This is a genomic window from Longimicrobium sp., from assembly GCA_036389135.1.
In the GTDB taxonomy this organism is placed as follows: domain Bacteria; phylum Gemmatimonadota; class Gemmatimonadetes; order Longimicrobiales; family Longimicrobiaceae; genus Longimicrobium.
The window spans coordinates 1-24,988 of record DASVQP010000063.1; the positions used below are offsets into that span (position 1 = coordinate 1).

At 70.5% G+C, this 24,988-nt stretch carries 23 protein-coding genes; 8 read left to right on the forward strand and 15 right to left on the reverse strand.

What is annotated here, in order from left to right; all coding sequences use genetic code 11:
* Positions 1–142: 142 nt before the first annotated feature.
* The 6 genes from VF584_15125 to VF584_15150 all read right to left on the reverse strand — a co-directional run bounded on the left by VF584_15125 (position 143) and on the right by VF584_15150 (position 6,897).
* Positions 143–2,488, reverse strand: a complete 2,346-nt coding sequence (locus VF584_15125) for a TonB-dependent siderophore receptor (protein HEX8211502.1) — start codon at positions 2,486–2,488, stop codon at positions 143–145.
* Between the two features lie 194 nt (positions 2,489–2,682).
* On the reverse strand, positions 2,683–4,059 hold the full coding sequence (locus VF584_15130) for a S41 family peptidase (GenBank protein ID HEX8211503.1): 1,377 nt from the start codon (positions 4,057–4,059) through the stop codon (positions 2,683–2,685).
* A gap of 86 nt (positions 4,060–4,145) precedes the next feature.
* Complete coding sequence (locus VF584_15135) at positions 4,146–5,300, reverse strand: M56 family metallopeptidase (GenBank protein ID HEX8211504.1); 1,155 nt, start codon at positions 5,298–5,300, stop codon at positions 4,146–4,148.
* Positions 5,284–5,676 (reverse strand): BlaI/MecI/CopY family transcriptional regulator, encoded by a 393-nt coding sequence (locus tag VF584_15140; GenBank protein ID HEX8211505.1) that lies wholly within the window; start codon positions 5,674–5,676, stop codon positions 5,284–5,286. Before VF584_15140 ends, VF584_15135 begins: the two co-directional genes overlap by 17 nt.
* A 242-nt stretch (positions 5,677–5,918) precedes the next feature.
* Entirely contained in the window at positions 5,919–6,047 is a 129-nt protein-coding gene (locus VF584_15145) for a hypothetical protein (protein HEX8211506.1), read from the reverse strand.
* A 505-nt stretch (positions 6,048–6,552) separates the two neighbouring features.
* Complete coding sequence (locus VF584_15150) at positions 6,553–6,897, reverse strand: antitoxin Xre-like helix-turn-helix domain-containing protein (protein ID HEX8211507.1); 345 nt, start codon at positions 6,895–6,897, stop codon at positions 6,553–6,555.
* A 143-nt stretch (positions 6,898–7,040) separates the two neighbouring features.
* On the opposite strand from VF584_15150, the gene VF584_15155 reads away from it, so the two are divergent.
* Positions 7,041–7,478, forward strand: a complete 438-nt coding sequence (locus VF584_15155; protein HEX8211508.1) for a hypothetical protein — start codon at positions 7,041–7,043, stop codon at positions 7,476–7,478.
* A gap of 152 nt (positions 7,479–7,630) precedes the next feature.
* Here the strand turns inward: VF584_15155 and argS are convergent, their stop codons facing one another.
* The 7 genes from argS to VF584_15190 form a co-directional block, all read right to left on the reverse strand.
* Positions 7,631–9,385, reverse strand: a complete 1,755-nt coding sequence (gene argS, locus VF584_15160) for an arginine--tRNA ligase (protein ID HEX8211509.1) — start codon at positions 9,383–9,385, stop codon at positions 7,631–7,633.
* 226 nt (positions 9,386–9,611) lie between these two features.
* Positions 9,612–11,681, reverse strand: a complete 2,070-nt coding sequence (locus tag VF584_15165) for a tetratricopeptide repeat protein (protein ID HEX8211510.1) — start codon at positions 11,679–11,681, stop codon at positions 9,612–9,614.
* A gap of 227 nt (positions 11,682–11,908) precedes the next feature.
* Positions 11,909–13,744, reverse strand: a complete 1,836-nt coding sequence (locus VF584_15170) for a carbamoyltransferase (protein ID HEX8211511.1) — start codon at positions 13,742–13,744, stop codon at positions 11,909–11,911.
* 3 nt (positions 13,745–13,747) lie between these two features.
* Positions 13,748–13,897, reverse strand: a complete 150-nt coding sequence (locus tag VF584_15175) for a DUF5989 family protein (GenBank protein ID HEX8211512.1) — start codon at positions 13,895–13,897, stop codon at positions 13,748–13,750.
* A 13-nt stretch (positions 13,898–13,910) separates the two neighbouring features.
* The gene (locus VF584_15180; GenBank protein HEX8211513.1) at positions 13,911–14,384 is read right to left on the reverse strand and encodes an SxtJ family membrane protein; all 474 of its coding nucleotides are present in this window, start codon (positions 14,382–14,384) and stop codon (positions 13,911–13,913) included.
* Positions 14,385–14,472: 88 nt separating this feature from the next.
* Positions 14,473–15,027, reverse strand: coding sequence for a hypothetical protein (locus tag VF584_15185; GenBank protein HEX8211514.1), 555 nt, complete (start codon positions 15,025–15,027; stop codon positions 14,473–14,475).
* A gap of 96 nt (positions 15,028–15,123) precedes the next feature.
* On the reverse strand, positions 15,124–15,669 hold the full coding sequence (locus VF584_15190; GenBank protein HEX8211515.1) for a hypothetical protein: 546 nt from the start codon (positions 15,667–15,669) through the stop codon (positions 15,124–15,126).
* Positions 15,670–16,063: 394 nt separating this feature from the next.
* On the opposite strand from VF584_15190, the gene VF584_15195 reads away from it, so the two are divergent.
* The 6 genes from VF584_15195 to VF584_15220 all read left to right on the forward strand — a co-directional run bounded on the left by VF584_15195 (position 16,064) and on the right by VF584_15220 (position 21,446).
* Complete coding sequence (locus VF584_15195; protein HEX8211516.1) at positions 16,064–17,503, forward strand: M28 family metallopeptidase; 1,440 nt, start codon at positions 16,064–16,066, stop codon at positions 17,501–17,503.
* A 199-nt stretch (positions 17,504–17,702) separates the two neighbouring features.
* A complete protein-coding gene (locus tag VF584_15200; GenBank protein HEX8211517.1) occupies positions 17,703–18,353 on the forward strand; it encodes a hypothetical protein in 651 nt (216 codons plus the stop codon).
* Positions 18,350–19,504: a cellulase family glycosylhydrolase gene (locus VF584_15205; protein ID HEX8211518.1), complete on the forward strand. Its 1,155-nt coding sequence runs from the start codon at positions 18,350–18,352 to the stop codon at positions 19,502–19,504. The genes VF584_15200 and VF584_15205 overlap by 4 nt, the downstream gene beginning before the upstream one ends.
* A gap of 190 nt (positions 19,505–19,694) precedes the next feature.
* Positions 19,695–20,693, forward strand: a complete 999-nt coding sequence (locus VF584_15210) for a hypothetical protein (GenBank protein HEX8211519.1) — start codon at positions 19,695–19,697, stop codon at positions 20,691–20,693.
* A gap of 5 nt (positions 20,694–20,698) precedes the next feature.
* Complete coding sequence (locus VF584_15215) at positions 20,699–21,118, forward strand: hypothetical protein (protein HEX8211520.1); 420 nt, start codon at positions 20,699–20,701, stop codon at positions 21,116–21,118.
* Positions 21,119–21,215: 97 nt separating this feature from the next.
* A complete protein-coding gene (locus VF584_15220; protein ID HEX8211521.1) occupies positions 21,216–21,446 on the forward strand; it encodes a hypothetical protein in 231 nt (76 codons plus the stop codon).
* 110 nt (positions 21,447–21,556) lie between these two features.
* Here the strand turns inward: VF584_15220 and VF584_15225 are convergent, their stop codons facing one another.
* Positions 21,557–21,937: a helix-turn-helix domain-containing protein gene (locus VF584_15225; protein HEX8211522.1), complete on the reverse strand. Its 381-nt coding sequence runs from the start codon at positions 21,935–21,937 to the stop codon at positions 21,557–21,559.
* Positions 21,937–22,239, reverse strand: coding sequence for a type II toxin-antitoxin system HigB family toxin (locus VF584_15230; protein ID HEX8211523.1), 303 nt, complete (start codon positions 22,237–22,239; stop codon positions 21,937–21,939). The genes VF584_15225 and VF584_15230 overlap by 1 nt, the downstream gene beginning before the upstream one ends.
* A 209-nt stretch (positions 22,240–22,448) precedes the next feature.
* On the opposite strand from VF584_15230, the gene VF584_15235 reads away from it, so the two are divergent.
* Positions 22,449–24,938: a TonB-dependent receptor gene (locus VF584_15235; protein ID HEX8211524.1), complete on the forward strand. Its 2,490-nt coding sequence runs from the start codon at positions 22,449–22,451 to the stop codon at positions 24,936–24,938.
* Positions 24,939–24,988 lie beyond the last annotated feature (50 nt).

Sequence of the window (24,988 nt, forward strand, 5' to 3'; positions counted from 1 at the left end):
GCGGCATGTACCTGCGTCTCTGACCCAAACGGAGCGGAATCATACCCGCGGATCGGGTTCGAATTGCGTAGCAACCGCTCCGTACGACGTTTTCCACGGCTACCCGATACCCGCTTTTCCGCTGTTTCCGGATGGAAACTATTTACCGCCGCGTGCTCACCGACACCCGCACCGTCCGCGACGCGCCGGGCATGATGTTGTTGTTGCCATGCGAGGTGGCGTAGTAGCGCTCGTCAAGGACGTTCTCCACGTTGAGCTGCGCGCTGGCGCGGGCGCCGAGGCGCAGGAAGAGCGCGGCGTCGGCACGGGTGAAGCCGGGGAGCGTCACGGTGTTGTCGATGGCCGCGAACATCTCGGACTGGCGCACCACGCCGACCCCGAAGCCAAGCGCGGGGATGAGCTGCACCCGGTTCCACAGCGCGAGTGTGCGGTGCGGCACCAGCGCCACGCGCTGGCCCGCCTTCGCCGCGCTCGTGGTGCTCGTGATCTCCGCGTTCTGCGATGCGAAGCCGGCCACCACCTGCCACGACGAGGTCACGTCACCCGAGGCGCCCAGCTCCCAGCCCGTGGTGCGCTGGCTGCCCGTCTGCACCGTCTTCTTGGGGTCGGCCGGGTCCGGGGCCGAGGTGTTGTCACGGTCCAGGCGGTAGATGGCGCCGGTGAGGGCGAAGCTCGGGCGCACGTCCCACTTGGCGCCCACCTCGCGGTTGGTGAAGCGCTCCGGCTCCAGCGTCTCCGTCGTCGCCGTCAGCGAGCTGAACTGGTCGCCCGAGCTCGGCAGGTACGACACGCTGTACGTGCCGTAGAGCGACACCGGCTGCACCGGCTTCAGCACCAGCCCCGCGCGCGGCGACACCAGGTCGTCGCGGCGGTCCAGCACCTCGCCGTTGCGGTGGTTCACGAAGCCGATGTCGAAGCGCTCGAAGCGCACCCCGCCCACGACCTGGAGGAAGCGCGCGATCTCCACCTGGTCCTGCACGTATACCCCGGCCACCGAGGTGCGCGCGCGGTTGTCCGCGTCAGTGGCGCTCTGGCGGAAGGTGATGGGCGTGGCGACCGTCGGCTCGCCGATGGGGGCGGAGAAGGAGGTCGCGTTGTCGTTGTAGTAGCCCGTCTCGCGGTAGTTCTCCGTCTGCTGCCGCCCGATCTCCACGCCCGCCAGCAGCGTGTGGCGTACGGGGCCGGTGGCGGCTTCCACGATGACGTCCGTCTGGTTGAACAGGTTGGCGCGGTCCGTACCGTTGTTGTAGGCGGAGAGCGCCACCTGCGTCCCGTTCGCGTTCACCGCGCCGGGGTAGCTGTTCTGGTAGAACTTGTCGTACGTAGCGTAGCGCGTCCGGTTGCGCAGCGTGATCCCGCCGCGCGTGCGGTGCTCCAGAAGGCCGCCCAGCGAGTGCACCCGGATCCGCGAGTAGCTGGAGTCGGGATTGCCAAAGAAGGTGGTGATGTCCGCGTCCGACGGGCGCCCGTTGAACGACGGGAGGCCGCGGTCCACGGAGCGGTGGTCGCTGAAGAGCTCGTATCCTGCCCGGAAGGTGGTGCGCGTGCCGAGCGCGAGCGCCAGCGTCGGGTTGATGCCGTAGCGCTCAAGCGAGGCCCGGTCGCGGAAGCCGCCCGAGTTCTCGTACATCCCGTTGAAGCGCAGCGCCACCGCGCTCCCCAGCCCCTGCCCCAGGTCCACCATCCCGCGGCGGTGGTCGAAGGAGCCGCCCTCCATCGTCACCACGCGCGCGGGCGTCCACTGCGCCTCCTTGCTCACGCGGTTGAGCACGCCCCCGCCGCCGCCGCGCCCAAAGATCATCGCGTTGGAGCCCTTGAGCGCCTCCACCCGCTCCACGTTGTACAGGTCGCGGAAGTACTGCGCGTCGTCGCGCACGCCGTCCACGAAGAAGTCAGCCGTGGAGCTGTTTCCGCGGATGGTGGGAGCGTCGCGGTGCCCCTCCCCCTGCCCCATCGTGATCCCGGGAAGGTAGCGCACAACGTCGCCCATCCCCTGCATCGCCTGGTCGGCGATCAGCTCGCGCGTCACCAGGCTCACCGACTGCGGCACGTCGCGAAGCGGCGTCTCCGTCCTGGTGGCGCTGCTGGTGCGAGCCGCCGCATACCCGCGGTTCCTCGTCCCGAGGACGGTCAGCGGCGTCAGCGTGTACGCCGCCGTTCCGCCGCGCGTGATCTGCGCCGTCCCGTTCTCAGCGATGAAGCCCCTGAGCCCGGTCCCCTCCACCAGCCGCCCGAGCGCCTCCTCCGCGGTGTACGCGCCGGCAAGCGCACGCGACCGCACCCCCGCCGCCGCGGCCAGGTCGGCGCGCACCGGCACACCGGCCTGCCGCCCGAACTCGCGCAGCGCATCGGCGAGCGGCTGCGCCGGGATCTGGAAGCGGATGCTCGCCGGGACCTCGGCGGATACCGCGGTGGAAGCAGCGGACTGGGCCGCGAGCGGAGCGCTGCAGAGCAGGCACGCCGCCCCCAGAAGGGTGATCTGTCGCATCGGGTCGTCGGATAGAAGCTATATGGCGTTGAGAACGATTCTCAAACGCATTCTATCCTCCCTCTACGCCCGGCGCAAGAAGCTGGATCGACCACCCTCACACAGGGGGCACGGAGGGGAACCGCGAGCCGCGAAGAACTTCTCCGCTGTTCTTGCCGCTCCCTCTGTGGCTCCGTGTGAGGCTGTTTCGGTTCTTATCCGCGCCGGCACTGCGCCTGGGGAAGCGACGCAGCCGGCCGTCGGGCCGGGTCGCGGGCGGCACGCAGCGCGGCATTCAGCGCGTCGGCGGGCGCGACTGCGATGTCCGGCGCGATCCCCGTGCGCTCCCACTCCGCGCCCGTGCAGGGGTCCCATACGCGCGTCACGGAGATCGAGATGCTCATCCCCTCGCCCAGCGGGAAGAAGCGGTTGTTGCGTCCCGCTCCCGCCGTGCGCTCCCCCACCAGCGTCGCGCGTCCCAGGTTGCGCAGCACGAACGGCACGTCCTCCGCCGCCGAGCGCGAGCCCTTGTCGATCAGCACGAAGAGCGGTACGTCCAGCCGGCGCGGGCCGGCCACTTCCGGGAGCGTGCGGCGGAGCGTGGTGTCGCCGCTCGCGGGGTCGAACACCGCCAGCGAGAGCAGGTCGGGGGCGGTGAAGTGGCTGATGAGGAAGTTGGCGAGCTGCGCGCTTCCTCCCCGCGACTCGCGTACGTCGATGATCATGGCGTCGGTGCGCTCCAGCGTGCGCAGCGCCGCCGCCATCTCGTCCATCGCCTCGCTCGGGCCGGGGAAGGAGCTCATCTTCAAGTAGCCGACGTTGCCGTCCAGGACGCGCGCGTCGGTGATGAAGCGGAAGCGCCCCGCGGCTGAGTCCGCCTGTGGCGCGCGGCGCTGCGGCCCCTGCATCGCCGGGCCGGGGACGACGCGCAGGTGCTGGTCGGGGTGGGCGGCGAGGATGTCGGCCGTCAGCGCCGTGGCGAACGCGGCCCGGTCCGTCATCCCCGCGTACGCGCCGGATCGCGCGCGCTCGCGGAGGCGTGCGCCGATGATCTCGGCGGTGTCGCGCGTGACGTAGAAGCGCGCCAGGAGCCCCGCCGCGCTGTCCACCACCGCCATGCGCGCCTGGTCCGTGAGCGGACCCGTGGGGCGTGGCTCGGGCGCGCCGTCGCCCGCCGCCTGCACGCGCAGGTCCGAGATGCGGTGCGGAGCGGTGGGCTCCACTTCCAGCGACAGCATGAGCGGACCGCCCACCCCGCGCACCCTCACCTCCACCCGCGTCGGCGAGACGGAGCGCACCGCCTCCACCCCCGCCGTCCCGAAATCGGCGGACATGCGGCGGAACTGCGCCAGGTGGCGCTCAATCGGGATCTGCTGGAGCTCCCCCATCATCTGCTCTCCCACGAAGGCGCGCACGCGGTCCTCGCGCACCTCGCGGATCTCCGCCAGCAGCGCGGCGGCGCGGCGCCCGGCGGGCGTTTCGGGAAGCGCGGCGCCCTGCGCGTGCAGCGCCGGCGTGGTGCCCAGGAGCACGAGCGCGCCGCAGGCAAGGATGCGCCGCAGTGCGGCCGGAGCGCGGAATCGAGTCTTCATCGGTTCGTCTGATGTGGGGGGTTTCGAAGTACGATCTACAACTGTAGATCCCGATTGCACACGGATGGTTGCCGGGGTGGCGCGGGTCAGCGCGCCGGGGGCATCGAATCGAGGAGCCGCCTGTCGACGGTACGCACGTGGCGAAGGAGCTGGCCCGTCCGTGCGAGCTCCTCGAACATCACCTGCCGCGCCGCCACCCGCTTGGGAGTGGGCTGGCGGACGAAGGCGTGCGGCGCACTCATCAGCACCGCGCCGAGCAACAGGAGCGCGGCGACGGCACCCGCTCTCCATCCGCGGATGTCCTCACTGGAGCGCTCCGCGGCGACCAGGCGGTGGACGCGGCGCACGAGCGGCGACCCGTGCTCCACCATGGCGGCCATCGGCACCTCCCCCGCGGGAGCCGACAGCCACCCCGCGATGGAGGCGATGGAGCGCGCCAGCTCGCGCGGCCTCCCCGTCGCCCTCACCGCCCAGTCGTCGCACAGGAACTCGGCGCCCTCGCGGTAGCGGCGCAGCGCCAGGGCGTTGAGGGGCTGGAAGAAAAAGACGGCCCCCACCATCCCGAGCAGGAAAAGCCAGAGCGGATCGCGGCGGACGAGGTGCGCCGCCTCGTGCGCGACGATGCTGTGCTGCTGTCCCGTCGTGAGCTCGTCCAGCACGCGCCGCGGAAGGCAGATCTCCGCGCGCCCCAGCGCCACCGGCGCCGGGAGCAGATCTGACACGGTGATCCGCACGCCCGAGCCCGCGAGCGACTCCGCCAGCCGCGTCAGCTCTCCTGCCGGGAGCTCGCGCCGCCCCGCGAGGCAGCGGCGCAGGCGCAGGTGTGCCCCCGCCAGCATCGCCAGCCTCGCGGCGGCGGCCAGTGCCCACGCTGCGGTGAGCAGCGCGGCGAGCACCCCGGCCGGCGCTCTCGGCCCCACCTGCACCGGCCCGCTCCAGCGCCGGACGACGGGCGCCCCCCCGCCCGGACGTATCTGTGTCAGCTCCACTCGCCGCATCCGCACGGGCGCCGCGGCGGAGGGAATGCCGACAGACGGACCGACATCCGCCACGCTCTGCACGGTGGCCGTGGCGAGCCCACCCACCAGCGCCATCTTCCAGAGGAGGTCCGCCCCGCGCTCGCCTACGAAGCGGCCGCGGGCAACGAGCCACGCGCCGCCCAGCAGGAGGGTGCTGTGGATGGCGTACGTCAGCAGCCACCCCACGAGCGCGGAGAGCGCGCCGCTACCGAGCCCCGTCATCGTCCTCCTCGATCGAATTCAGCAGGGCCCTCACCGAATCCAGGTCGCCCGGCTCGATCTCGCGCGACTCCACCAGGTGAGACACGAGCGCCGCGCTGCTCCCGCCGAAGAGGAGCGACGTCAGCCCGGCCACCATCGAGCGCCGCACCTCCTCTTCAGTGACGGCGGGGCGGTACAGGTACTGGCGGTCCTCCCAGCGGCGCGTGAGGATCGCCCGCTTCTCCATCCGCCCGATCATCGTGGCGATCGTCGACTGCGCCAGCCGCCGCTCGTCCCACAGCGCGCGGTAAACCTCGGGCACCCCCGCCTCCCCGCGCTCCCAGAGGACGCGCAGGATCGCAAGCTGAAGCTCGGTGAGGTGGGGAGACTCGGTCATCGGCTATCGAGGCGGGAGACGCGATCTACACGTGTAAAGTGAGGGGCGGGCGAGACTAAGTCAATCAACCCAGCATTAGCTTGAAGAACAGCAACAGCGGCTCACACAGAGTGAGATTGCCGTTCGGGTTGCGCTGAGAACTTCGCGCCGCAGGAGTCGACGGCGGCGGCACTGCCCTGCGGGGCGGCTCCATCAGGATGACAACAGGGGCGCCCCCGACGCACTATCGCACCATCCGTCCTTCACCAGTCGCGGGTAAACTTCTGCACCGTCCCCGCCGCCGGAACGCGAGCCCCGTCCACCGCGACCCACCAGCGTGCGTCGTCGAAGAGGGTGGAGTCGACGAGGCCGCTCGTCCCAGGGCACGGCAAAGGGCTCGGAGACCCTGATCCGAGCGGCGTCCGGATGCTCTGGATTGATCAACAAGTTTAGTCCCACGGGGCGTGACGAAACGGCGGGCACCAGCAGTCCGGCGGAGCGCCTCTGGCCGTACCAGGCGTCGCCGAACGCGGCCGCGGCGGGCGACTGCCTGGCGTCCCATCCAGGGAGGACAGCCGGGTCGAGGCGTTCCATGAGCTCATCCGGAACATCGATGCGGACGGCGTGGTGGGGACCGGGAAGGGTGCGCGGCTTCAGCGTGTGCGCGAGGATCTCCAGGATGGCCCCGGCAAACGAGTCCGCGCCGTAGATGACGCGGCGCCCCCGCGAGTTCCACCGGCCGCCCCAGTCATGCGCACCCGTTCCATCGTAGGGCGGATGCCGCGTCTTGGTGATCCGCCAGGCGATCATACGGGAAGCGCGTACTCGATCCTCATCAGCAGCTCCTCCACCTCCCGCGCGCCGAGATCAGTGCGGGCGAGGTCGATCGGCCGCTCGTCACCGAGCTGGGGCTGGACACTGGTGAGGAACTCGCGCGCGAGCCCCGGATCTTTCCCACACGTGCTCGGCGAGCGTGGCGAGGCGGGCCAGCCGCTCCGTGCGCTCGCTTTCCTCGGGGCTGAGGCGGGTACGCCGCCGGAGCGTGGTCTTGGGCACGATGCGGTACTTGAGCGTGGACGCCTCGATTTCGTTCACGCTTAGATACCCCGCAACCGCATCCAGCGATTCCACGGGCAGCCCCTCCTCCACCGCGCGGCGCAGCTCCGTGAGCGTCCCCACGCGCCGCCCGAGCGTGCGAGCCCCGCCCAGCATCTCCGCGACTTCCATCGCGCTCACGGTCATGGCTCCTCCATGGTTGATCCATCTGGACCCAATATCTCGTCCAGATGGTTCCGCAACAAAGAGCGCTCACCCCGCGGCCGGATTCTTCCATCCGGTACGATACGATGCTCGCCTCACGAATACCTTCGAACCGCCGAGTCCCGATGAATCGCCTCCGTCGCATCGCTCTGGCCTCACTCGCGCTGGTGGCCGCCTGCGGGTCGCTGCCCCCGCGTACGGACGTCCCGCAGCCCAGCGGCGATCACAGCTGCTACCGCTCCTCGACGCCGCTCCTGTCCCGTTCCGCCACCCAGCTCTCCGGCCAGTGGCTGGTGCTTAGGGACCGTGGAGGAGGGGCGGTGGGGGCGCACTGGTACGACGGGCGGATCGTGGAGGAAAGCGGCGCCTGGCGCCCGGTTCGCTGGCAGTCCGTCCGTGGTGGCTCCTCCATCCGTGTCCGCTGGAACGAGGGCGCCACGGAAGGCACCATGGAGCTGAACGACCGCGGAACGGAGCTCGCCGGCACGGCGCAATCTGGAACGCAGAACTGGCACGTGCGCGCCACCCGCGTCGAATGCGCCACCCTCCCCCCCGCGCGCTGACCCAGGGCACGGACGCAACGAAACACGCCCCCACCGCGAAGGTCGCGGAGCGCTGTTCCAGCCCCCTCTCTCGATAACGGAGGGCGCAGCCCTCTCCCGTTATCGGGAGAGGGGGCAGTCGAGTGTAACGAGACGGGGGTGAGGCCCCCCGCCTACATCCGCTCCGGCGCCTCGATCCCCAGAATGCCCAACGCCAGCACGAGCTGGTCGCTTACCAGCCGCGTGAGGGTGAGCATGGAGGCGCGCCGGGCCGCATCTTCCTCGGAGAGGATGTGGTGGGCATGGTAGAAGGCGTTGAAGCTCTGCGCCAGCTCGAATGCGTGCTCGCACAGGGCGTTGGGCGCGCGCCGCTCGTAGGTGGCGAGCACCGCCCGCCCGAAGTCCAGCAGGCGCAGGCACACGTCGCGCTCCTCGTCGCTGCGCGGCGGCACCAGCTCGCCCGCCTCGAATCCGGCGGCCGCCGCCTTGGCCTGGATGGAGCGCGAGCGGACGATGGAGTAGCAGAGGTACGGCCCCGTCTTTCCCTCGAAAGAGGAGAACTGCGCGACGTCGAAGATGTAGTCCGACGTGCGGTGGTTGCGCAGGTCCGCGAACTTGATGGCGGCCAGACCGATCCGCTTCGCGATCGTCTCCCGCTCCTCGTCCGTGATGTCGGCGGAGAGCGCGATCTCGCCGAGGCGGCTGCGCGCCTCCGCGATGGTGAGCTCCAGGAGGTCGCGCAGGCTCATCACCTCGCCCGCGCGCGTCTTGAAGGGCTTGCCGTCCGGCGCGTTCATCGTGCCGAACCCCAGGTGCTCCAGCACGGGGCGGCCATCCTTTACCATCCCCCCCGCCTCGGCCGCGCGGAAGACCTGCACGAAGTGGAGCCGCTGCCGCTGGTCCACCACGTACCAGATGACGTCGGGATCGCGAAGCTCCACGCGGTGCTCGATGGTGGCGATGTCGGTGGCGCCGTAGGTGACGCTCCCGTCGCCTTTGACCAGGAGGAGGGGCGGCACCGGCTCCGAATCGTCGTCGCGCCCCACCTGCACCACCAGCGCGCCCTCGGAGCGCTCGGCCACGCCGCTCTCGGTGAGGCGCTCCAGCATCCCGTCCAGCCGGTCGCGGACGTCGCTCTCGCCTTCCCACAGGTCGAAGGTGACGCCCATCAGGTCCAGGTCGGCGCGCACGGACGCGACCGACACGTCCACCATCCGCCTCCAGAGCGCGCGGAGTCCGGGGTCGCCGGTCTGGAGCGCGGTGGTGGCCTGCTTCGCCTCCTCCAGCGCGGCGGGGTCGGCCTTTGTGCGCGCCGCGGCCTCCGGGTACAGCTTGTTGAGGACGTCCACGGTGATCCCGTCATCCACCGGGCCGGTGGGGCCGCCGGGGGCGAAGTACGGCAGCTCCGGCCAGCGGCGGCGAATCTCGGTGACGAGCATCCCCATGGGGAGCCCCCAGTCGCCCAGGTGCACGTCGCTGGTGACGTCGTGGCCCACGAAGCGGGCGCAGCGCTGCAGCGCGTCGCCGATGATGGAGGAGCGCAGGTGCCCCACGTGCATCCGCTTGGCGACGTTGGGCCCGCCGAAGTCCATCATCAGCTTGATGGGCTGCACCTGCGGCGCGCCGTGCCGCGGATCCTCGAGCAGCGCCCCGGCCTGGCGCGCGAGGTACTCGTCGGACAGCGAGAAGTTGATGAACCCCGGCCCGGCCACCGACACGCGGTCAAAAGGGAACTCCAGCTTCGCCGCCACCGCGTTCGCGATGGCGACGGGCGCCTGCCGCGCGGCCCTGGCCAGCGACATCGCGGTGTTGCACTGGAACTGCCCCGCCTCCGGCCGCCGCGACTTCTCAGCGACCGCCGGCACCTCGCCGTACCCCGCCGCGGCAAAGGCCTCCGCCAGCTTCTCGTTCAGGAAATCCCAGATCATATCCCGGCAGCGTCCCGTTTTCGTTCGTCGTGCTCACCAGACAGATCCGTCAGGTTTCGCGCGCCCAAAGTAGCAGGAGCGCGCCGGAATACCAACGCCCCGCCCGTTCGCGCAGCGCGCCGGGCCCGTTGGGGAATGGGGAATGGGGAATGGGGAATGGGGAATGGGGAATGGGGAATGGGGAATGGGGAATGGGGAATGGGGGGGCGGCCGGCCGCATTCCCACTCAGGGCAGCCGCTGCGCCAACTCCCGCGCCCCGGCATGCCCCGGCTCCACCTCCCGGAGCACCGCGAGCACTTCGCGCGCGCCGTCGAACTGCTGCGTCATGGCGTACACGGTCGCCAGGTTGAAGAGGACCCCGGGGTCGCGGGGCGTGCGGGCGCGGGCCTGCTCCAGCCGCGGGATCGCTTCGGCGGCGGTGGCGGCGAAGGCCATGCGCTGGTCGCTCGGGTCGAGCGCGGCGGCGCGCCGCAGGCTCCGCGCACCCCCCGCCTGGTCGCCGCGGCGCAGGAGGACGAAGCCCAGGAGCTGCGCCGACTGCGCCGTCTCCCCGCGCTCCACCGCGGCGCGGGCGTAGCGCAGCGCCTCGTCGTGGCGGCCCAGCACGAAGGCGAGCCGCCCCGCCGCGAAAGCGGGCTCCGCGTCGGCCCGGAACTCCTGGGCCATGGCGCGCGCGGCCCGCAGCGCCCCTTCGCGGTCGCCCGCGCGCTCGTAGGCGTCGCGCAGCCGGTCCGTGGCTTCGGGCCACGACATCGTCTCGCGCACCAGCCCCAGCGCCAGCTCTTCCTCGATGGCGCGCGGGCGGAGCGTGTCTGCCACGGGCGTCACGCGCGCGCCGCGGGGCTGAAAGGGCCACCCCGAGCGCAGCCGGTCCGCGCGATAGACGCCTACGAGCGAGTCCACCGCGGTCAGCGGCAGGGCGGCGCGGGCGTGCGCGGCGGGCACGGCGTGGGTCCAGGGGCCGATCATCCCCTTCGCCCGGAGCGCCTGGTAGAAGGCGTCCGCGATCACGAAGTAGCCCTGCACGTTGGGGTGCAGGTGCTCCAGCATCACGGCGTCGCCCACCACGCCGCCGGGGGATGCGCGCTCCAGCGCCCCGCGCGTGTCCACGACGGCCGCGCCGTGGCGGGCGGCCTCCTCGCGTATGATGCGGTTGACGTCCTCCGGCGCGCGGAAGCGGAGCTGGTCGCGGTCCCGCGCCGCGCGGTAGGCGGCGCGCGCTCCCGCCGCATCGCCGCGTGCCTCGGCGCAGCGCCCGAGCGCAAAGAACGGGTCGGCCGCGGTGCTGTCGATGCGCACGGCGGCGTGCAGCGCGCGCTCCGCGGCGGGGGTGTCGCCGCGCGCCATCGCCTCCACGCCGGCGCGGTAGGCGCGCTCCCATGCGGCGCGGTCGGTGCCCGGCAGCAGCGCGCTGGCGAACGGCCGCTGGCCGCGGTCGTTGCTGGCCACGGTGCCGATCAGCACCGGGATGCCGCGCGCGCGGTAGCGCGCCAGGAGCTCGGACAGGTTGGCGCGGAACTGCGCGAGCCCGGCCCGGTAGCGCGGCGAGCCGTACGGAATGAGCTGCTCGCCGGCCATCAGCTCCATCACCGAGCGCGCGGAGGCGTCCGCCGCCGGCGCCCGGGAGAGCGCCCGGTTCAGGAGCTGTACGCTGCGCAGCGGGCGGAGCGCGAGATACGCCTTCACCAGCGCCCGCGAGCGCCCGCCGGACTGCGACGAGCCCACGCCGAAGACGCCGTAGAACTCGTTGTGGCCCGTGTAGATCAGCACCGCGTCCGGCTTCTGCGCGATGATCTCCCGCTGCTGGTCGAGGAGCGTGTACGAGTTGACGGCGGTGAGGGCCGTGTTGACGACTTCGATGTCGCGGGCGGGAAAGGTGGCCTGCAGCCGCTCGGCCAGCATCCGCGAGGGGGCGCCCCCGTGCCGGTACGGAAAGCCCGCCGCCGACGACTCGCCCTGGAAGAAGATGCGGAAGCCGCCCGGCGCCTTTTGCGCGCGAAAGAAGTCCATCTGCGGCAGCGGAACGATGCTCCCCGGCCGAAAGTAGCGGCGCGCCACCTCCGGATTCGGAAAGAGGTAGTCCGGCTGGCTGGGCGCGCTCACGAAGAGCGGGTACGAGTCGCCGAACCCCGCCAGGCGCAGCCCGCCTTCCAGCACGAGGAAGAAGAGCAGCGGCACCGCGAGCATCACCCCGGCAAAGAGCCGCCGCCGAGCGGGGGAGAGCGGGGCGCGGGGTGCGGGCGGGGACGGTGGCGCCGCAGGTGCCGGGCGGCGGGGCTTGGGCGGTTTGGCCATGGTACCATTCGTCACACAGGTTCGAGCAAAGCCCGAAACGGATCTCTCACGCGGAGGCGCAGAGACGCGGGAGGGAACTGCAACTGCATGGCTCACACAGAGACACAGAGCCACAGAGAGAACCGCCAAAAGTTTTCTCCGTGGCTTTCAGTTCCTTCTGTGGCCTCTGTGTGATGCTTTTCTCTGTTGTCTCTTCCCTGCGCCTCTGCGTGACACCCTCGATCCTTTCAGTCGGCTTCGAAGGCGTCGCGGTACGACAGGCGCAGGGCGGGGTCCTGCTCCTCGCGCAGGAGGAAGCAGTTCTCCGCCGCCAGGATGTCGATGTCGGTCCCCATGAAACAGCGAAAGGCGTCGAGCGGGGAAAGGACGATGGGCTCGCCGCGCACGTTGAACGAGGTGTTCACCAGCACCGGGCACCCCGTGCGCGCCTTCCACGCCGTGAGCAGGGCGTGGAAGCGCGGGTTCGTCTCGCGGTGCACCGTCTGGATGCGGGCGGAGTGGTCCACGTGCGTGACGGCCGGGATCGACGAGCGGGCGACGTTCAGCCGGTCGATCCCAAAGAGGGCCTCCTCGCCGGCCGCGGGCGGGCGCCGGCGGCTGGCGGCCACCTCCGCCACCAGGAGCATGTAGGGGCTGTCGCCGTCCAGATCGAACCACTCCGCCACGTCCTCGCGCAGCACCGAAGGGGCAAAGGGGCGGAACGACTCGCGGAACTTCACCTGCAGGTTGAGCCGCCTCTGCATCTCCGGCGAGCGGGGGTCGGCCAGGATGGAGCGGGCCCCCAGCGCACGCGGCCCGAACTCCATCCGCCCCTGGAACCACCCCACCGCCTTCCCCTCCTCCAGCGCAACCACGGTTCGCGCGATCAGCTCCGCGTCATCCAGCACGGTGAAGCGCGCCCCGGCCGCCGTCAGACGCCGCTCCACGTCGCGCTGGCCGTACGATGGGCCCAGGTAGCTGCCGTGCATGGCATCCAAGCCGGCCGCCGGCTCGCGCGGGCCGTCCTGGAAACCGTGGTACGCCGCCAGCGCCGCGCCCAGCGCGCCACCCGCGTCGCCGGACGCGGGCTGGATCCAGATGCGCTCGAAGCGCCCGTCGCGCAGCACCCGCCCGTTGGCCACGCAGTTGAGCGCCACGCCGCCCGCCAGGCACAGGTTCTTCGCCCCGGTCTCGGCCGCGATGGCGCGGGTCAGGCGCAGGACCACTTCATCGGTGACGGCCTGCACCGACGCGGCCAGGTCCATGTGGCGCTGCGTCAGCGGCTCGTCGGGCCGGCGCGGCGGGCCGCCGAAGAGGTCGTGGAAGCGGGCGCCGGTCATCCGCAGCCCGGTGCAGTAGTCGAAGTAGCGCTGGTCCAGCCGGAAGGAGCCGTCCTCCTTTAGGTCCATCACCCGCTCGAGGATCAGGGGCGCGAAGCGCGGCACTCCGTACGGCGCCAGCCCCATCACCTTGTACTCGCCGGAGTTCACGCGGAACCCCGTGTAGTAGGTGAACGCGGAATAGAGGAGGCCCAGCGAGTGCGGAAAGTGGATCTCGCGCGTGATCTCCAGCCGGTTGCCGGATCCGTGCCCCACGGAGGTGGTCGCCCACTCGCCCACGCCGTCCATCGTCAGCACCGCCGCCTCGTGGAAGGGCGACGGGTAGAAGGCGCTGGCCGCGTGGCTCAGGTGGTGCTCGCCGAAGAGGAGCCGCTCCTTCCAGCGCGGGCCGGGCGCGAGTGCGCTCAGCTCCCCGGCGAGGAGATCCCTTTGGAAGAGCTTCTCGCGGATCCAGAGCGGCATCGCGCGCCGAAAGGAGGCGAAGCCGCGCGGCGCGAAGGCCAGGTACGTCTCCAGCAGCCGCTCGAACTTGAGGAAGGGCTTGTCGTAGAAGGCGACGTAGTCCACCTCGTCCAGCGCGATTCCCGCTTCGGAAAGGCAGTACAGGAGGGCGTTGCGCGGAAAGCGCGCGTCGTGCCGGCGGCGGGTGAAGCGCTCTTCCTGTGCCGCCGCGACCACGCGGCCGTCGTGCACCAGGGCGGCCGCGCTGTCGTGGTAGTAGGCGGAGATCCCCGCGATCCGCACCCGTTAAAAGAGCGCGTAGATGAAGGGCGCCAGCGCCGAGCCCTGCACCAGCACCAGGAGCCCGCCCACCAGCAGGAAGACGATGATGATGGGTGCCAGCCAGAACTTCTTCCTCACCCGCATGTAGTGCCACAGCTCCACGACGATGGACATCCGGAGATCTCCTCTAGAACTCGCGTTTCATGGATTCCGGCGCAGGGCCCGGCTCGCGCGGCGTCCAGTAGCTGCGCGCCCGCGGGTCGAAGCCCAGCTGGAGGGGACGCCTCCCCACGAGGCGCATCAGCAGCCCCACCGGCATCAGCACCAGGTAAAAGAGGACGGCGAGGATGATGGGATTCGTGATGAGCGCGAGCAGCATCCCCAGGTGCGTCCAGGCCCAGTTGAGGGGTGCCAGCACACGGGGGAGCGCGAGCGCGGCGGCCAGGAACAAGGCCGCCACGGCGAGCGCCCACCCGCGCACACCGCGCCCGTGGAGCAGCGGGAGGAGCGCCCACGCGCCGAACCCCACCGCGAACACGACGCCGAACGCGCGGTCGCTGGAGCCCGCTACCCCGTGGGGCCGCTCGATGTCTTCGTGAAGCTGTGGGCGCAAGGCGGGCAATGCGCGGGTGGGGATGCAGGCGTCCGAAGTGATAATCATACCGCCGCCGCACCCGTGCAAGGGCGCGGCGGCGGCTCTTCGGCTCCCTGTTCTCAGCGGCCGGGCGTGAGGGCCGGCCGGTCCGCGATCAGAAGCGCAGCTTTGCCTGGAGGGTCACGCGTCCGTCCGCCGCCGGCGCCGCGGACACCGTCACGGGAGCATCCACCCGCCTCCATCTCTCCTCCGGAAACGCCGCTCCCGCCAGCGATCCCAGCGCGCCTCCGATAACCCCCAGCGTCACGCCGCCGTAGATCGCCGCGGTTTCGGGCGAGCAGATGACGCACGGGCCGTCAGCGGAATCGTTGTCCCCGGCGAATGCAGCGAAGCCAAGCGCGATCCCCGTCGCCGCGCCGCCGATGACGCCGATGCGGCCGTACTTGAACGCGGAGCGTCCGCGCGAGCCGCCCTCCGCGACGTGGAGCGTCCGCACGTCGGCCCAGGCGGTGTAGATCGTCTCGCCGCGCGAGCGGAGGACCAGCGTGTCAGGATTCGTCTCCAGCACGATCCCGTTCGTGCGCGGGATGCTGCTGGAGGTCACCCGCACCCGGTCGCCCGGAGAGATGGCGGCGCGCTCCTGCGCGAGCAGCGGCCCGGCGGCGGCCAGCGAGAGAAAGAGGGCAAGGTAAGTGTGGCGTTTCATCATCGTCCTTTCGTATGACAAGACTGCGTAGCACGACACATGCGGCGCGCCTTTCTCTCCTGCGCCTCTGCGCCTCTGCGTGAGACCAGCCGTTCGGGATCAGAACCTCAGCCGCGCGTGCAGGGCGACGCCGCCCTCCGCCGCCGGGGCCGCGGACACGGTCACGGGTGTCTCCGCACGGCGCCAGCGATGCGCCGGAAAGACCGCTCCGGACAGCACGCCCGTCGCGCCGCCCACGATCCCAAAGAACGCCGCGCCCGCGAGCCCCGCGTCGCCCGGCGAGCAGATGAGGATGCACCAGTCCTCGTCGTCCTCGTGGTATGTGGTGTAGCCGAGCACACCTCCCGCCACGACGCCGGTAAGCATGCCGATGCCGCCGTAGCGCAGCGCGGTGCCCACCCGCGAGCGGCCGCCGCTTACGTCCAGTGTCCGCACGTCGGCCCAGGCGGTTTGGATGGTGTCCCCGCCGCGCGCGCGCAGCACCAGCGAGTCGGGGCGCGCGTCGAGGACGGTCCCGCTCATCCGCGGAAAGCTCCGCGCGCTCACCCGCACGCGGTCGCCGGGGGATACGGACTGCCGCTGGGCATCCAGCGGACCCGCGGCGCACAGGCAGAGGAAGAGCGCAAGGTATGTCCGGCGAATCATGTCGTTCCTCCGTTCGGCAGGCGGGTTTCGGGCGGCGCCCCGCACGGGCGCCGGCGCAATCGCAGCAAGATGCGCGGGGGTTGCACGCGCTGGAATACGTAATTCGACGTATGCGCCCTCATAGCATTCGTCATCCAGGTTTGTGCAAAGCCGGAAAAGGAAGTCTCACGCGGAGGCGCAGAGACGCAGGAGAGAGCTGCAACTGCATGGCTCACACAGAGACACGGAGCCACAGAGTGAACCGCATCAAGGTTTTCTCTGTGGCTTTCAGTTCCTTCTGTGGCCTCTGTGTGAGCTTTTCTCCGTTGTTCTCTCCCTGCGTCTCTGCGTGAGACAAGCCGGTCAGAATGCACACCGGTTTCTTCTAAATGGTATCACAACGACCTCCCACGGGATGGCCGGAACGCCGCCACGCGCGCAGATTGACCAGGACGCCATCGCCACCCCTGCCCTGCTCCGCGCCATGACCCTGCACCGCCCGATCCTCGCCCTGGCCCTGCTGGCCGCCGTGCCCGCCGCGGCCCAGGATGCATCCCGCTACCGCGCCCCCGCCGACTCGCTGATCCGCGCCGCCACGCGCGACAGCGCCGCCTGGAACCGCATCGCCGAGCTGGTGGACACATTCGGCCCGCGCTTCAGCGGCACGCCGGAGCTGGAGCGCGCCATCGACTGGGTGGTGGAGCAGATGAAGCGCGACGGGCTGGAGAACGTGCACACCGAGCCGGTGATGGTGCCGCGATGGTTGCGCGGCCAGGAATCGGCCACCCTGCTGAGCCCCCGCAACACCGAGCTGCACATGCTGGGGCTGGGCGGCAGCGTGGGTACGCCGGGGATCGAGGCCGAGGTGCTGGTGGTGGGGAGCTTCGACGAGCTCACCCGCCGCGCGGCCGAGGCGCGGGGGAAGATCGTGCTCTTCGACGTCCCCTTCACCGAGTACCGCGAGACGGTGCAGTACCGCGCACGCGGCGCGGTGGAGGCGGCGCGGGTGGGCGCGGTGGCGGCGCTGATCCGCTCCGTGGGGCCCTTTGGGATGCAGACGCCGCACACCGGCAGCATGCGCTACAACGACAGCATCCCAAAGATCCCTGGCGCGGCGCTCTCCATCGAAGACGCCATGATGCTGCGCCGCATGCAGGCACGCGGGCAGCGTCCGCGCGTTCGGCTGCGCATGGGCGCGCAGATGCTGCCGGACGTGCAGTCGCGCAACGTGGTCGCGGAGATCCGTGGACGCGAGCGGCCGGCGGAGGTGGTGGTGATCGGCGGGCACATCGACTCGTGGGACATCACCCCGGGCGCGATGGACGACGCGGGCGGGTGCGTGGCGGCGTGGGAGGCGGTGCGGCTGATGAAGGTGCTCGGCCTGCGCCCGCGCCGCACGGTGCGCGTGGTGCTGTGGACCAACGAGGAGAACGGCATCCGCGGCGGCAACGCGTACCGCGACGCCCACCGCGCCGAGCTCCCCAACCACGTCCTCGCCATCGAGTCCGACGCGGGAGTCTTTGCGCCGAAGGGCTTCAGCATCACCGCCACGGACGCGGCGTTCGAGGCGGTGCGGTCGATCGGCCGCCTTCTGGCCCCCATCGGCGCGGACAGCGTGGGGCGCGGCGGCGGCGGGGCGGACATCGGCCCCATCATGGCGCTGGGCGTGCCGGGGATGGGGCTGGAGGTGGATGGCACCCGCTACTTCTGGTACCACCACACCGCCGCCGACACCCCGGACAAGCTGGATCCCCGCGACGTCGCCCGCTCCGTCGCCGCGATGGCCGTCATGGCCTACGTCGCCGCCGAGATGCCCGAGCGCATCCCGTTCGGCACGGCGCCGGCCGGCCGGTGAGCGTTCAGGCGGGTCGACACCGCGGCGTGAGAAGGCGGCCACCGGGGCCAAAGACGTAAATCTGTCGATCCGCCCCGCCGCTCTTTATGTTTCCCCCGCTGCACCTCAGTTCGCGACTGCCCGCCCCGCCAGGCGGGTGGGCAGGCGGCCGATCCCCGATCCACACACCCCGCACAACCTGAACGGAGAAGCCCCACGGATGCGTTCGACCATCTCGCTCACCTGCCTCACGCTGCTGCTCGCCACGAGCGGCGCGGCGGCGGCCCAGAGCCGTTCGCCGTTCGAGACGATGATCGGTTTCGAGCTGATCACGATTGGCATCGAGACCGCTGCCGCCGACAGCGCGGGTGTCGGCAGCCGGGCCTGGGGATTCCAGATGCCGGCCAGCGTGACCGCCTTCCGTGTGCTGACGCTGAACGCTGACGGAGGCCTCCTCTTCCTGAGCGACGAGCAGGCGTTCACGCAGGAAACCAACGTGGGCGAGAGGACGTCCGGCGTGTCCGCGGGGACGCTGGCGCTCTCGGCGGGGCTGCGGACGCCCACGCTCTCGCTGGGCGGCGAGCAGCCGCTCTTCGTCTCGGCGGGCGTGAACGCCGGGCGCAACTTCGTCAACGTGGAGCGCTCGATCGCCCAGTGCGTGGACTGCCACTCTGAGGACGTGAGAGTGCGCGCCGGCAACTACTGGGAAGGCGTGCTGCACGTGGCCCCCAGGAGCGGAACCATCAGCGCGCGCTATCGCAAGTACAGCGGCGACTCGAACTTCCGCGACGCGCTGATGATCGGATACTCCACCCCGCTCCGCCGGCTCACGCGGACGCCTGAAACGCCGCCCACGGAGCCGTCGCCATGACGCGGTGCACGCCGTCGGTTCTGCGGTCGATCGTCTTCGCAGCGCTGCTGGCGCTCCCCGCCGCCGCGCAGGCGCAGGGAGTGTGGCCGCGCGAGCGGGCGGCGGCGTGGCAACGTGAAGCGGGATGGCTGGTGGGGAGCAACTACGCCCCCAGCACCGCCATCAACCAGCTGGAGATGTGGCAGGCGGAAACGTTCGACCCGCGGACCATCGACCGGGAGCTGGGGTGGGCGCAGTCCATCGGGCTGAACACGATGCGCGTCTTCCTCCACGACCTGGCGTACAAGCAGGATCCCCGTGGTTTTCTCGACCGCGTGGACCAGTACCTCGCCATCGCGGACCGCCACGGCATCCGCACGATGCTGGTGATCTTTGACGGGGTGTGGGACCCGTTCCCGCGCCCCGGCAGGCAGCGCGCGCCCAAGCCGCACCTCCACAACTCGGGATGGGTGCAGAGCCCCGGGCTGGACATCCTGACCGACACCGCCCGCCACGACGAGATGGAGGGCTACGTGAAGGCCGTGGTGGGCCGCTTCGCCAACGACCGCCGCGTGGTGGCGTGGGACCTCTTCAACGAGCCGGACAACACCAATCCGTCGTCGTACTACGTCTACGAGCCGGAGAACAAGGCGGAGCTCTCGCTCGCGCTGCTGCGCAAGACCTTTCGCTGGGCGCGCGCCATGAACCCGTCGCAGCCGCTGACCGTGGGCCCATGGCGGGGCGACTGGCGCGACCCGGCGAAGCTGTCGCCGCTGACCGGGTTCATGCTCGCCAACTCGGACGTGATCACCTTCCACAGCTACGACCCGCCCGCGACGCTCCGCCCCCTGGTGGACGCGCTGGAGCGGTACGGGCGCCCCATCCTGTGCACCGAGTACATGGCGCGTCCGCGGGGGAGCACCTTTGCGGCGATCCTCCCCATCCTGAAGGAGGAAGGGGTGGGCGCGTACAACTGGGGAATGGTGCAGGGGAAGAGCCAGACCATCTACCCGTGGGATACCTGGGACCGGCACTACACCGCCGAGCCCGACGTCTGGTTCCACGACATCTTTCGCACGGACGGCAGGCCGTACGACCCCCGCGAGGTGGAGCTGATCCGCCGCCTCACCGGCCGCCGCCCCGCGCCCCGGGCGACCTCCGGCACGCACTGATCGCGGAACCGGCCGGGCGCGCCCCTCCGTCCGGCCCCCTGACGATAGCTGGGCCGGATCACGAGAAGCCACGGCGAGCACCGCGTCGCCGTGGCTTCGTTGCGTTCTCCCGATGCCGCTTGCCTCCGCGCCGCGGCCCACCACAGATTCGCAGGCGAGCCCGCGCCAAACCGCCGCACCCCGGACCGCCATGATGCAGCTCCTCCCCGCCCTCCTCTGGACCCTTGCCGCCGGCCCCGACACACTCGCGGTGGTGGACGTGTACGGGTTGCGCACCGTTCCCGAAGCGGCGGTGCGTGCGGCGGTCGGGCTGCGCCCCGGCGACCCGGTGCCGGAGTCGGGCGACCCGATCCGCGCGCGCGTGCTGGCGGTGCGCGGCGTGGCGGAGGTGGACGTCTCGCGCGTATGCTGCACGGACGACGGCGGCACCATGCTGTACGTGGGGATCCGTGAAGACGAGACCACGCCCATGGTCCGCCACCGCCCCACCCCCACCGGCGCCGCGCGGCTCCCGGCGGACATCGTGGCGGCGGGCGCGGCGTTCGACAGCGCCCTCATGAGCGCGGTGCGCCGCGGCGCGGCCGAGGAGGAGGACTCGCTCGGCTACGCGCTGGCGCGGGATTCCTCGCTCCGCGCCGTTCAGGAGCGGTTCATCGGCTTCGCCGCGCGCCGCCACGCCCTGCTCAACGAGGTTCTGCGCACCTCCGCGGATGCCGGGCACCGCGCCCTCGCCGCGCAGGTGATCGCGTACGGCGCGGACCGCAAGGCGATCGCCGCGGCGCTGCTCCACGCGGTCGACGACCCGGACGACGGGGTGAGGAACAACGCCGTGCGCGCCCTCGCCCTGCTCGCGGGGTGGGCGAGGCGGCACCCGGAGGCCGGCGTCGCCATCCCCTCCCACGCCTTCCTGCGGCTCCTGGATTCCGTACACTGGACCGACCGCAACAAGGGCGCGTTCGCGCTGATGACGCTCACCGCGTCTCGCGACCCGGCGCTCCTGGCCGAGCTGCGCGCGCGCTCCCTCCCCGCGCTGGTGGAGATGGCGCGCTGGAAGCACCCGGGGCACGCGCTCGCGCCCTTTCTGATCCTCTCCCGCATCGCCGGGATGGACGACGCGGCCGCGTTCCGTGCGTGGCAGGCCGGGGAGCGCGAGCCGGTGATTGAGCGCGCGGCATCCGCCACGCGCTGAGCCCGGTGCCCGTCACGATCCGGGCGCACACGCATCTCGGCATGCAGCCGTTAACCCGTACGCGCACACGTATCTTCCAGTGTATCCTGATCCCGGACTGCCCCATGGAAATCTCCAGCAACCCCCGGCGTGTCGTCGCCCGCCGCCGCCGTGGTGCGAGCCACAATCTTCGTAAAGCGACGTTCCAGGTGGATGGCCGTGTGTTGCAGGCGATTCGCTCCCTGGTGGAACAGGGGGAGGCGCCGAGCGCTCACGCGTTCGTGGAAGATGCGCTTCGGCTGAAGCTTCGCGAGGTCAGGCGAGCGAGGCTGTACGCGGCCTACGAGGAGGCGTCGCAGGATCCGGAGTTCCTCGCGGACATGGAAGCCCCGACGCGGGCCTTCGATGCCACCGCCGGCGATGGACCTGCCGACGACGCCGAGTAGACGGGCCAGATGGCGTATCCTGGGAAGGTTCGGCAATGAGACGTCCTGCGCGCCGACTTGTCACCGGAAGCGAGCAGGGCGGCTCGAACCCCGCACGGTGCTCACCTCCGGGACGAAGCTCGCGCTGGTCGGCTCCGCGCCCGGGATGCTGGGCGCCTTCGGCTTCTCGCGCCTGGTGGGCGCCGCGTGGCCCAACATGGAGGCCAACAGCCCCGTCGTCATGGCTGCCGTCGCCCTCCTGCTGATGGCCGTCGCCCTTGTCGCCTGCTACCCCCCTGCCCGCCACGTCTCGCGCATCAGCCCGGCGGAGACGCTGAAATCGCAGTAGGCGGTCGCCTAACCAAATCACACAATGGACGAAAGCGGCGGGCTCTGGAGCCGCCGCTTTCGTATTTACCTCGCCCAGGGTTGTGCGCGGAGAGGTGCCACCAGGTTGCTCTACGGCTGTATGGCGCCGCGCGATTCCTGGATGAGAATGTCCGCGCGTAGTCCCAGTCCCGCCGCAAGCTTGCGAATCATCGGAAGGGTAAGCGCTCGCTTGCGAGACAGGACCTCGGAAACGCGCCCCCGCGAGCCGATCATCGGCTCCAGATCGCGCTGGCGCAGACCCTTCTGTTCCATGCGCACCCTGATTGCTTCGATGGGATCTGGCGCGGCAATGGCCCAGTGTCGTGCTTCATAGGCCTCGATCAAAGTCACGAGCACGTCCAGACGGTCACCCTCCGGGGTGCCCGGCTCAGCATCCATCAACGTGGCTACGAGCGCGAGCGTCGCATCGTAATCTTCTTCCGTATGGATCGGGCGCACCATGATTTCCATCAGATCGTCTCCACGCCGATTGCGTCGTACTCCTCGTGCGTGCCCACGAATCGGACGTAGACAACACGATAGGGATAGTTGATCCGCGCGACGAGCCGGAACTTGTTTCCCGAGATGTTGAACACGACCCTGCTCTCCTGAAGAATGCTGGCATCGCCATAGGTGGCTTTCACATCCGCCGGGCTCGCCCAGTCCGCGTCTTCGACGGTGCTGTACCACACCCGAAGCGGCGTCTCAGCCTGTGCCCCACGAGGATGTGTTTCCCAGAATTGCCATAGGGTTCGCTTGGCGATGATTCGCATGATGGCAACCTACACTGCTCCCACCATGGGATCAAGCCTATTCAGCGAAGACCCCTGCCGTTCATTTGCGTTTGGTTAAGACGGAGGGTCGGCGAAACCCGCGCGGAGGAGGAGCCGTAGCGTCCTATGTCCGCATTCGCGGCACGCTCGCCGGGGATCGTCATGGCATGGCCGTGGCGGGTCTCCATCCCCCTTCTGGAGGTGCTTCCATGCACCGGTTCATTCTCGCCACTCTCGCAATCTCGGCCGCCGGCGCTTCGTCGCTCCAGGCCCAAACTCCCGGACAGCCGCCCGCCGCGCAACGCCCCGCGCCGCAACCGCCCGCAGCCGGGCCCGGAGAGATCCGGGGGACGGTGGTGGATGCGGGGAGCAGCGCGCCCGTCGCCCGTGCAAGCGTCGCGGTGCTGAGCACGCGCGACTCGGCGCTGATCGCGGGGGCCATCGCGCGGCCGGACGGGACGTTCCGCATCGAGGGGCTACGCCCGGGGACGTACTACCTGCGCGTGAGCATGATGGGGTTCACGGCGCAGACCACCGGCCAGCTCACCGTGGCCGAGGCATCGCCGCGCGCGAACGTGGGGAACGTGCGGCTGGCCCGCTCCGCCGTGATGCTGGAGGGGCTGGAGGTGACGGCGCAGCGCCAGGCCGTCACCATCGCGCCCGACCGCAACACGTACCAGACCCGCGACGTCGCCCCCGCGGCCACCAATGCCAGCGAGGTGCTGGAGGCGGTCCCCTCGGTGCAGGTGGACGCGGACGGCAAGGTGAGCCTGCGCGGCAACGAGAACGTCGTGGTGCAGATCAACGGCCGCCCGTCGCCGATCCGCGGGTCGCAGCTCGCCGGCTACCTCAAGCAGCTCCCCGCCAACACGCTGGACCGCGTGGAGGTGGTTCCGAACCCGTCCGCCAAGTACGATCCGGAGGGGATGGCAGGCATCATCAACATCGTGCTGAAGCAGAACGTGGACCTGGGGCTGAGCGGCGGGGCCACGCTGGGCGCATCCACCGCCGACCGCTACACGGCGGCGGGGAACGTGGGGTACCAGCGCGGCCCCGCAACCTTTTCGCTGAACTACGGCTTCACCAGCGATGATCGCGCGCTCATCGGGATCAACGACCGCACCCGGCTCGGCGCGCTGAAGGCTCCGCTCTCCTTCACCGAGCAGGACATCCGCGGCAGCAACGGGAACGGGGGGCACAACCTCAACGCCGCCGTCGACATCCGGCTGGGCGAGCGCGACCTGCTGTCCAACGCGCTGCAGCTCAACTCGCGCGGCTCCACCGAGGAATCGCGCAGCGCGTACACCGAGCTGGACGCCACCCGACTGCTGCTGAACGCGTATGACCGGGTGCGCGACTCGGACCAGGACGGGCGCATGCTGGACTACACCCTCGCCTTCAAGCGCACGCTGCAGCCGCAACGGCACGAGATCGCGGCCGAGGTGCGCATCAACCGGATGGAGGACGACGACCGCACCGCGCTCTGGCGCCAGACGACCGTCGGCGGCCTGCACCTGGACGGGGAGAACAACCGCACCGATTCGCGCGCGCAGCAGCTCACCGCGCAGGTGGACTACACGCGCTCCCTGTCGCCGCAACTGAAGCTGGAGACCGGGTACAAGGGGAACACGCGCGCGCTGGACCGTGACTACACCGTCCTCAAGGACCCGCTCGGCACCGGCCAGTGGGTGCGCAGCGACCTGAGCAACGCGCTGGAGTTCGACGAGAGCGTGAACGCGGTGTACGGCGTCCTGAGCCGCGGCGGGCCCAAGACGGAGCTGCAGGCGGGGCTCCGCGCGGAGTACGCCAGCCGCGACTTCTCGCTGGGCGACACCGGCGAGCGCTTTCCGTACGACTACACGAGCTTCTTCCCCAGCGGGCTCGTCAGCCACAAGCTGAGCGACCAGACGCAGGTGAAGCTGAGCTACTCGCGCCGCATCCGCCGGCCGGGGACGCAGGAGCTGAACCCGTTCCCCTCCTTCTTCGACCAGCAGAACGTCTTCCTGGGGAATCCGCGGCTGAACCCGGAGTACACGGACGCGCTGGAGCTGAGCCTCCAGCAGTCGATGAAGCTGGGCACGGTGCAGCTCTCGCCCTTTTACCGCCGCACCACGGACGTCATCCGCGTCATCATCAACACGGCGGACACGGTGGCGGGGCGCGAGGTCACATCGGTGAGCTTCAAGAACCTGGACACCGGCAGCTCGTGGGGTGCGGATCTGAACGGGACGATGCGGCTGGGACAGGCGTTCAACGGGCTGGCCGCCTTCAACGTCTTCCAGATGGTCACCGACGGCGGGGGCGAGTCGTCCATCTCGTCGAACGCGGTGACGTGGTCCGCGCGGTTCAACGGCACGCTGAACGTAAGCCCGCGGACTTCGCTCAGCGCGTCGTACTTCTACCGCGCACCCATGGCCATCGAAGGCGGGCGCTTCGAAGCCTTTTCGAACGCCAACCTTTCCGTGCGGCAGAAGCTGTACGGCGAGAAGCTGAACGTGACGCTGCGCCTCTCCGATCCGTTCAACACGCAGCGTTTCCGCGTGCGCGCCGGCGACGACAACGTCCTCCAGATCACCGAGCGGGCGCAGACTTCGCGCGCCCTGCACCTGACCGTGCAGTCCACGTTTGGCCGCCCGCCGCGCGTGCGGCAGCCCCGCCGCGAGGCCCAGCCGGAGTCGACTTCGCCCTTCCCCGGCTAGCTCGCGGTTTCGCGAACCAACAGGAGCGGCCCCGTGCTTCGGCGCGGGGC

Bases quoted from the DNA above. Each gene is read 5' to 3' on its own strand.
- VF584_15135 (HEX8211504.1), bottom strand. From the start codon at position 5,300: ATGACGGGGCTCGGTAGCGGCGCGCTCTCCGCGCTCGTGGGGTGGCTG.
- VF584_15165 (HEX8211510.1), bottom strand. From the start codon at position 11,681: ATGGCCAAACCGCCCAAGCCCCGCCGCCCGGCACCTGCGGCGCCACCG.
- VF584_15230 (HEX8211523.1), bottom strand. From the start codon at position 22,239: ATGCGAATCATCGCCAAGCGAACCCTATGGCAATTCTGGGAAACACAT.
- VF584_15140 (HEX8211505.1), bottom strand. From the start codon at position 5,676: ATGACCGAGTCTCCCCACCTCACCGAGCTTCAGCTTGCGATCCTGCGC.
- VF584_15190 (HEX8211515.1), bottom strand. From the start codon at position 15,669: ATGATTCGCCGGACATACCTTGCGCTCTTCCTCTGCCTGTGCGCCGCG.
- VF584_15175 (HEX8211512.1), bottom strand. From the start codon at position 13,897: ATGTCCATCGTCGTGGAGCTGTGGCACTACATGCGGGTGAGGAAGAAG.
- VF584_15225 (HEX8211522.1), bottom strand. From the start codon at position 21,937: ATGGAAATCATGGTGCGCCCGATCCATACGGAAGAAGATTACGATGCG.
- VF584_15185 (HEX8211514.1), bottom strand. From the start codon at position 15,027: ATGATGAAACGCCACACTTACCTTGCCCTCTTTCTCTCGCTGGCCGCC.
- VF584_15150 (HEX8211507.1), bottom strand. From the start codon at position 6,897: ATGACCGTGAGCGCGATGGAAGTCGCGGAGATGCTGGGCGGGGCTCGC.
- VF584_15195 (HEX8211516.1), top strand. From the start codon at position 16,064: ATGGCCGGAACGCCGCCACGCGCGCAGATTGACCAGGACGCCATCGCC.
- VF584_15210 (HEX8211519.1), top strand. From the start codon at position 19,695: ATGATGCAGCTCCTCCCCGCCCTCCTCTGGACCCTTGCCGCCGGCCCC.
- argS (HEX8211509.1), bottom strand. From the start codon at position 9,385: ATGATCTGGGATTTCCTGAACGAGAAGCTGGCGGAGGCCTTTGCCGCG.
- VF584_15130 (HEX8211503.1), bottom strand. From the start codon at position 4,059: ATGAAGACTCGATTCCGCGCTCCGGCCGCACTGCGGCGCATCCTTGCC.
- VF584_15125 (HEX8211502.1), bottom strand. From the start codon at position 2,488: ATGCGACAGATCACCCTTCTGGGGGCGGCGTGCCTGCTCTGCAGCGCT.
- VF584_15180 (HEX8211513.1), bottom strand. From the start codon at position 14,384: ATGATTATCACTTCGGACGCCTGCATCCCCACCCGCGCATTGCCCGCC.
- VF584_15235 (HEX8211524.1), top strand. From the start codon at position 22,449: ATGCACCGGTTCATTCTCGCCACTCTCGCAATCTCGGCCGCCGGCGCT.
- VF584_15155 (HEX8211508.1), top strand. From the start codon at position 7,041: ATGAATCGCCTCCGTCGCATCGCTCTGGCCTCACTCGCGCTGGTGGCC.
- VF584_15200 (HEX8211517.1), top strand. From the start codon at position 17,703: ATGCGTTCGACCATCTCGCTCACCTGCCTCACGCTGCTGCTCGCCACG.
- VF584_15205 (HEX8211518.1), top strand. From the start codon at position 18,350: ATGACGCGGTGCACGCCGTCGGTTCTGCGGTCGATCGTCTTCGCAGCG.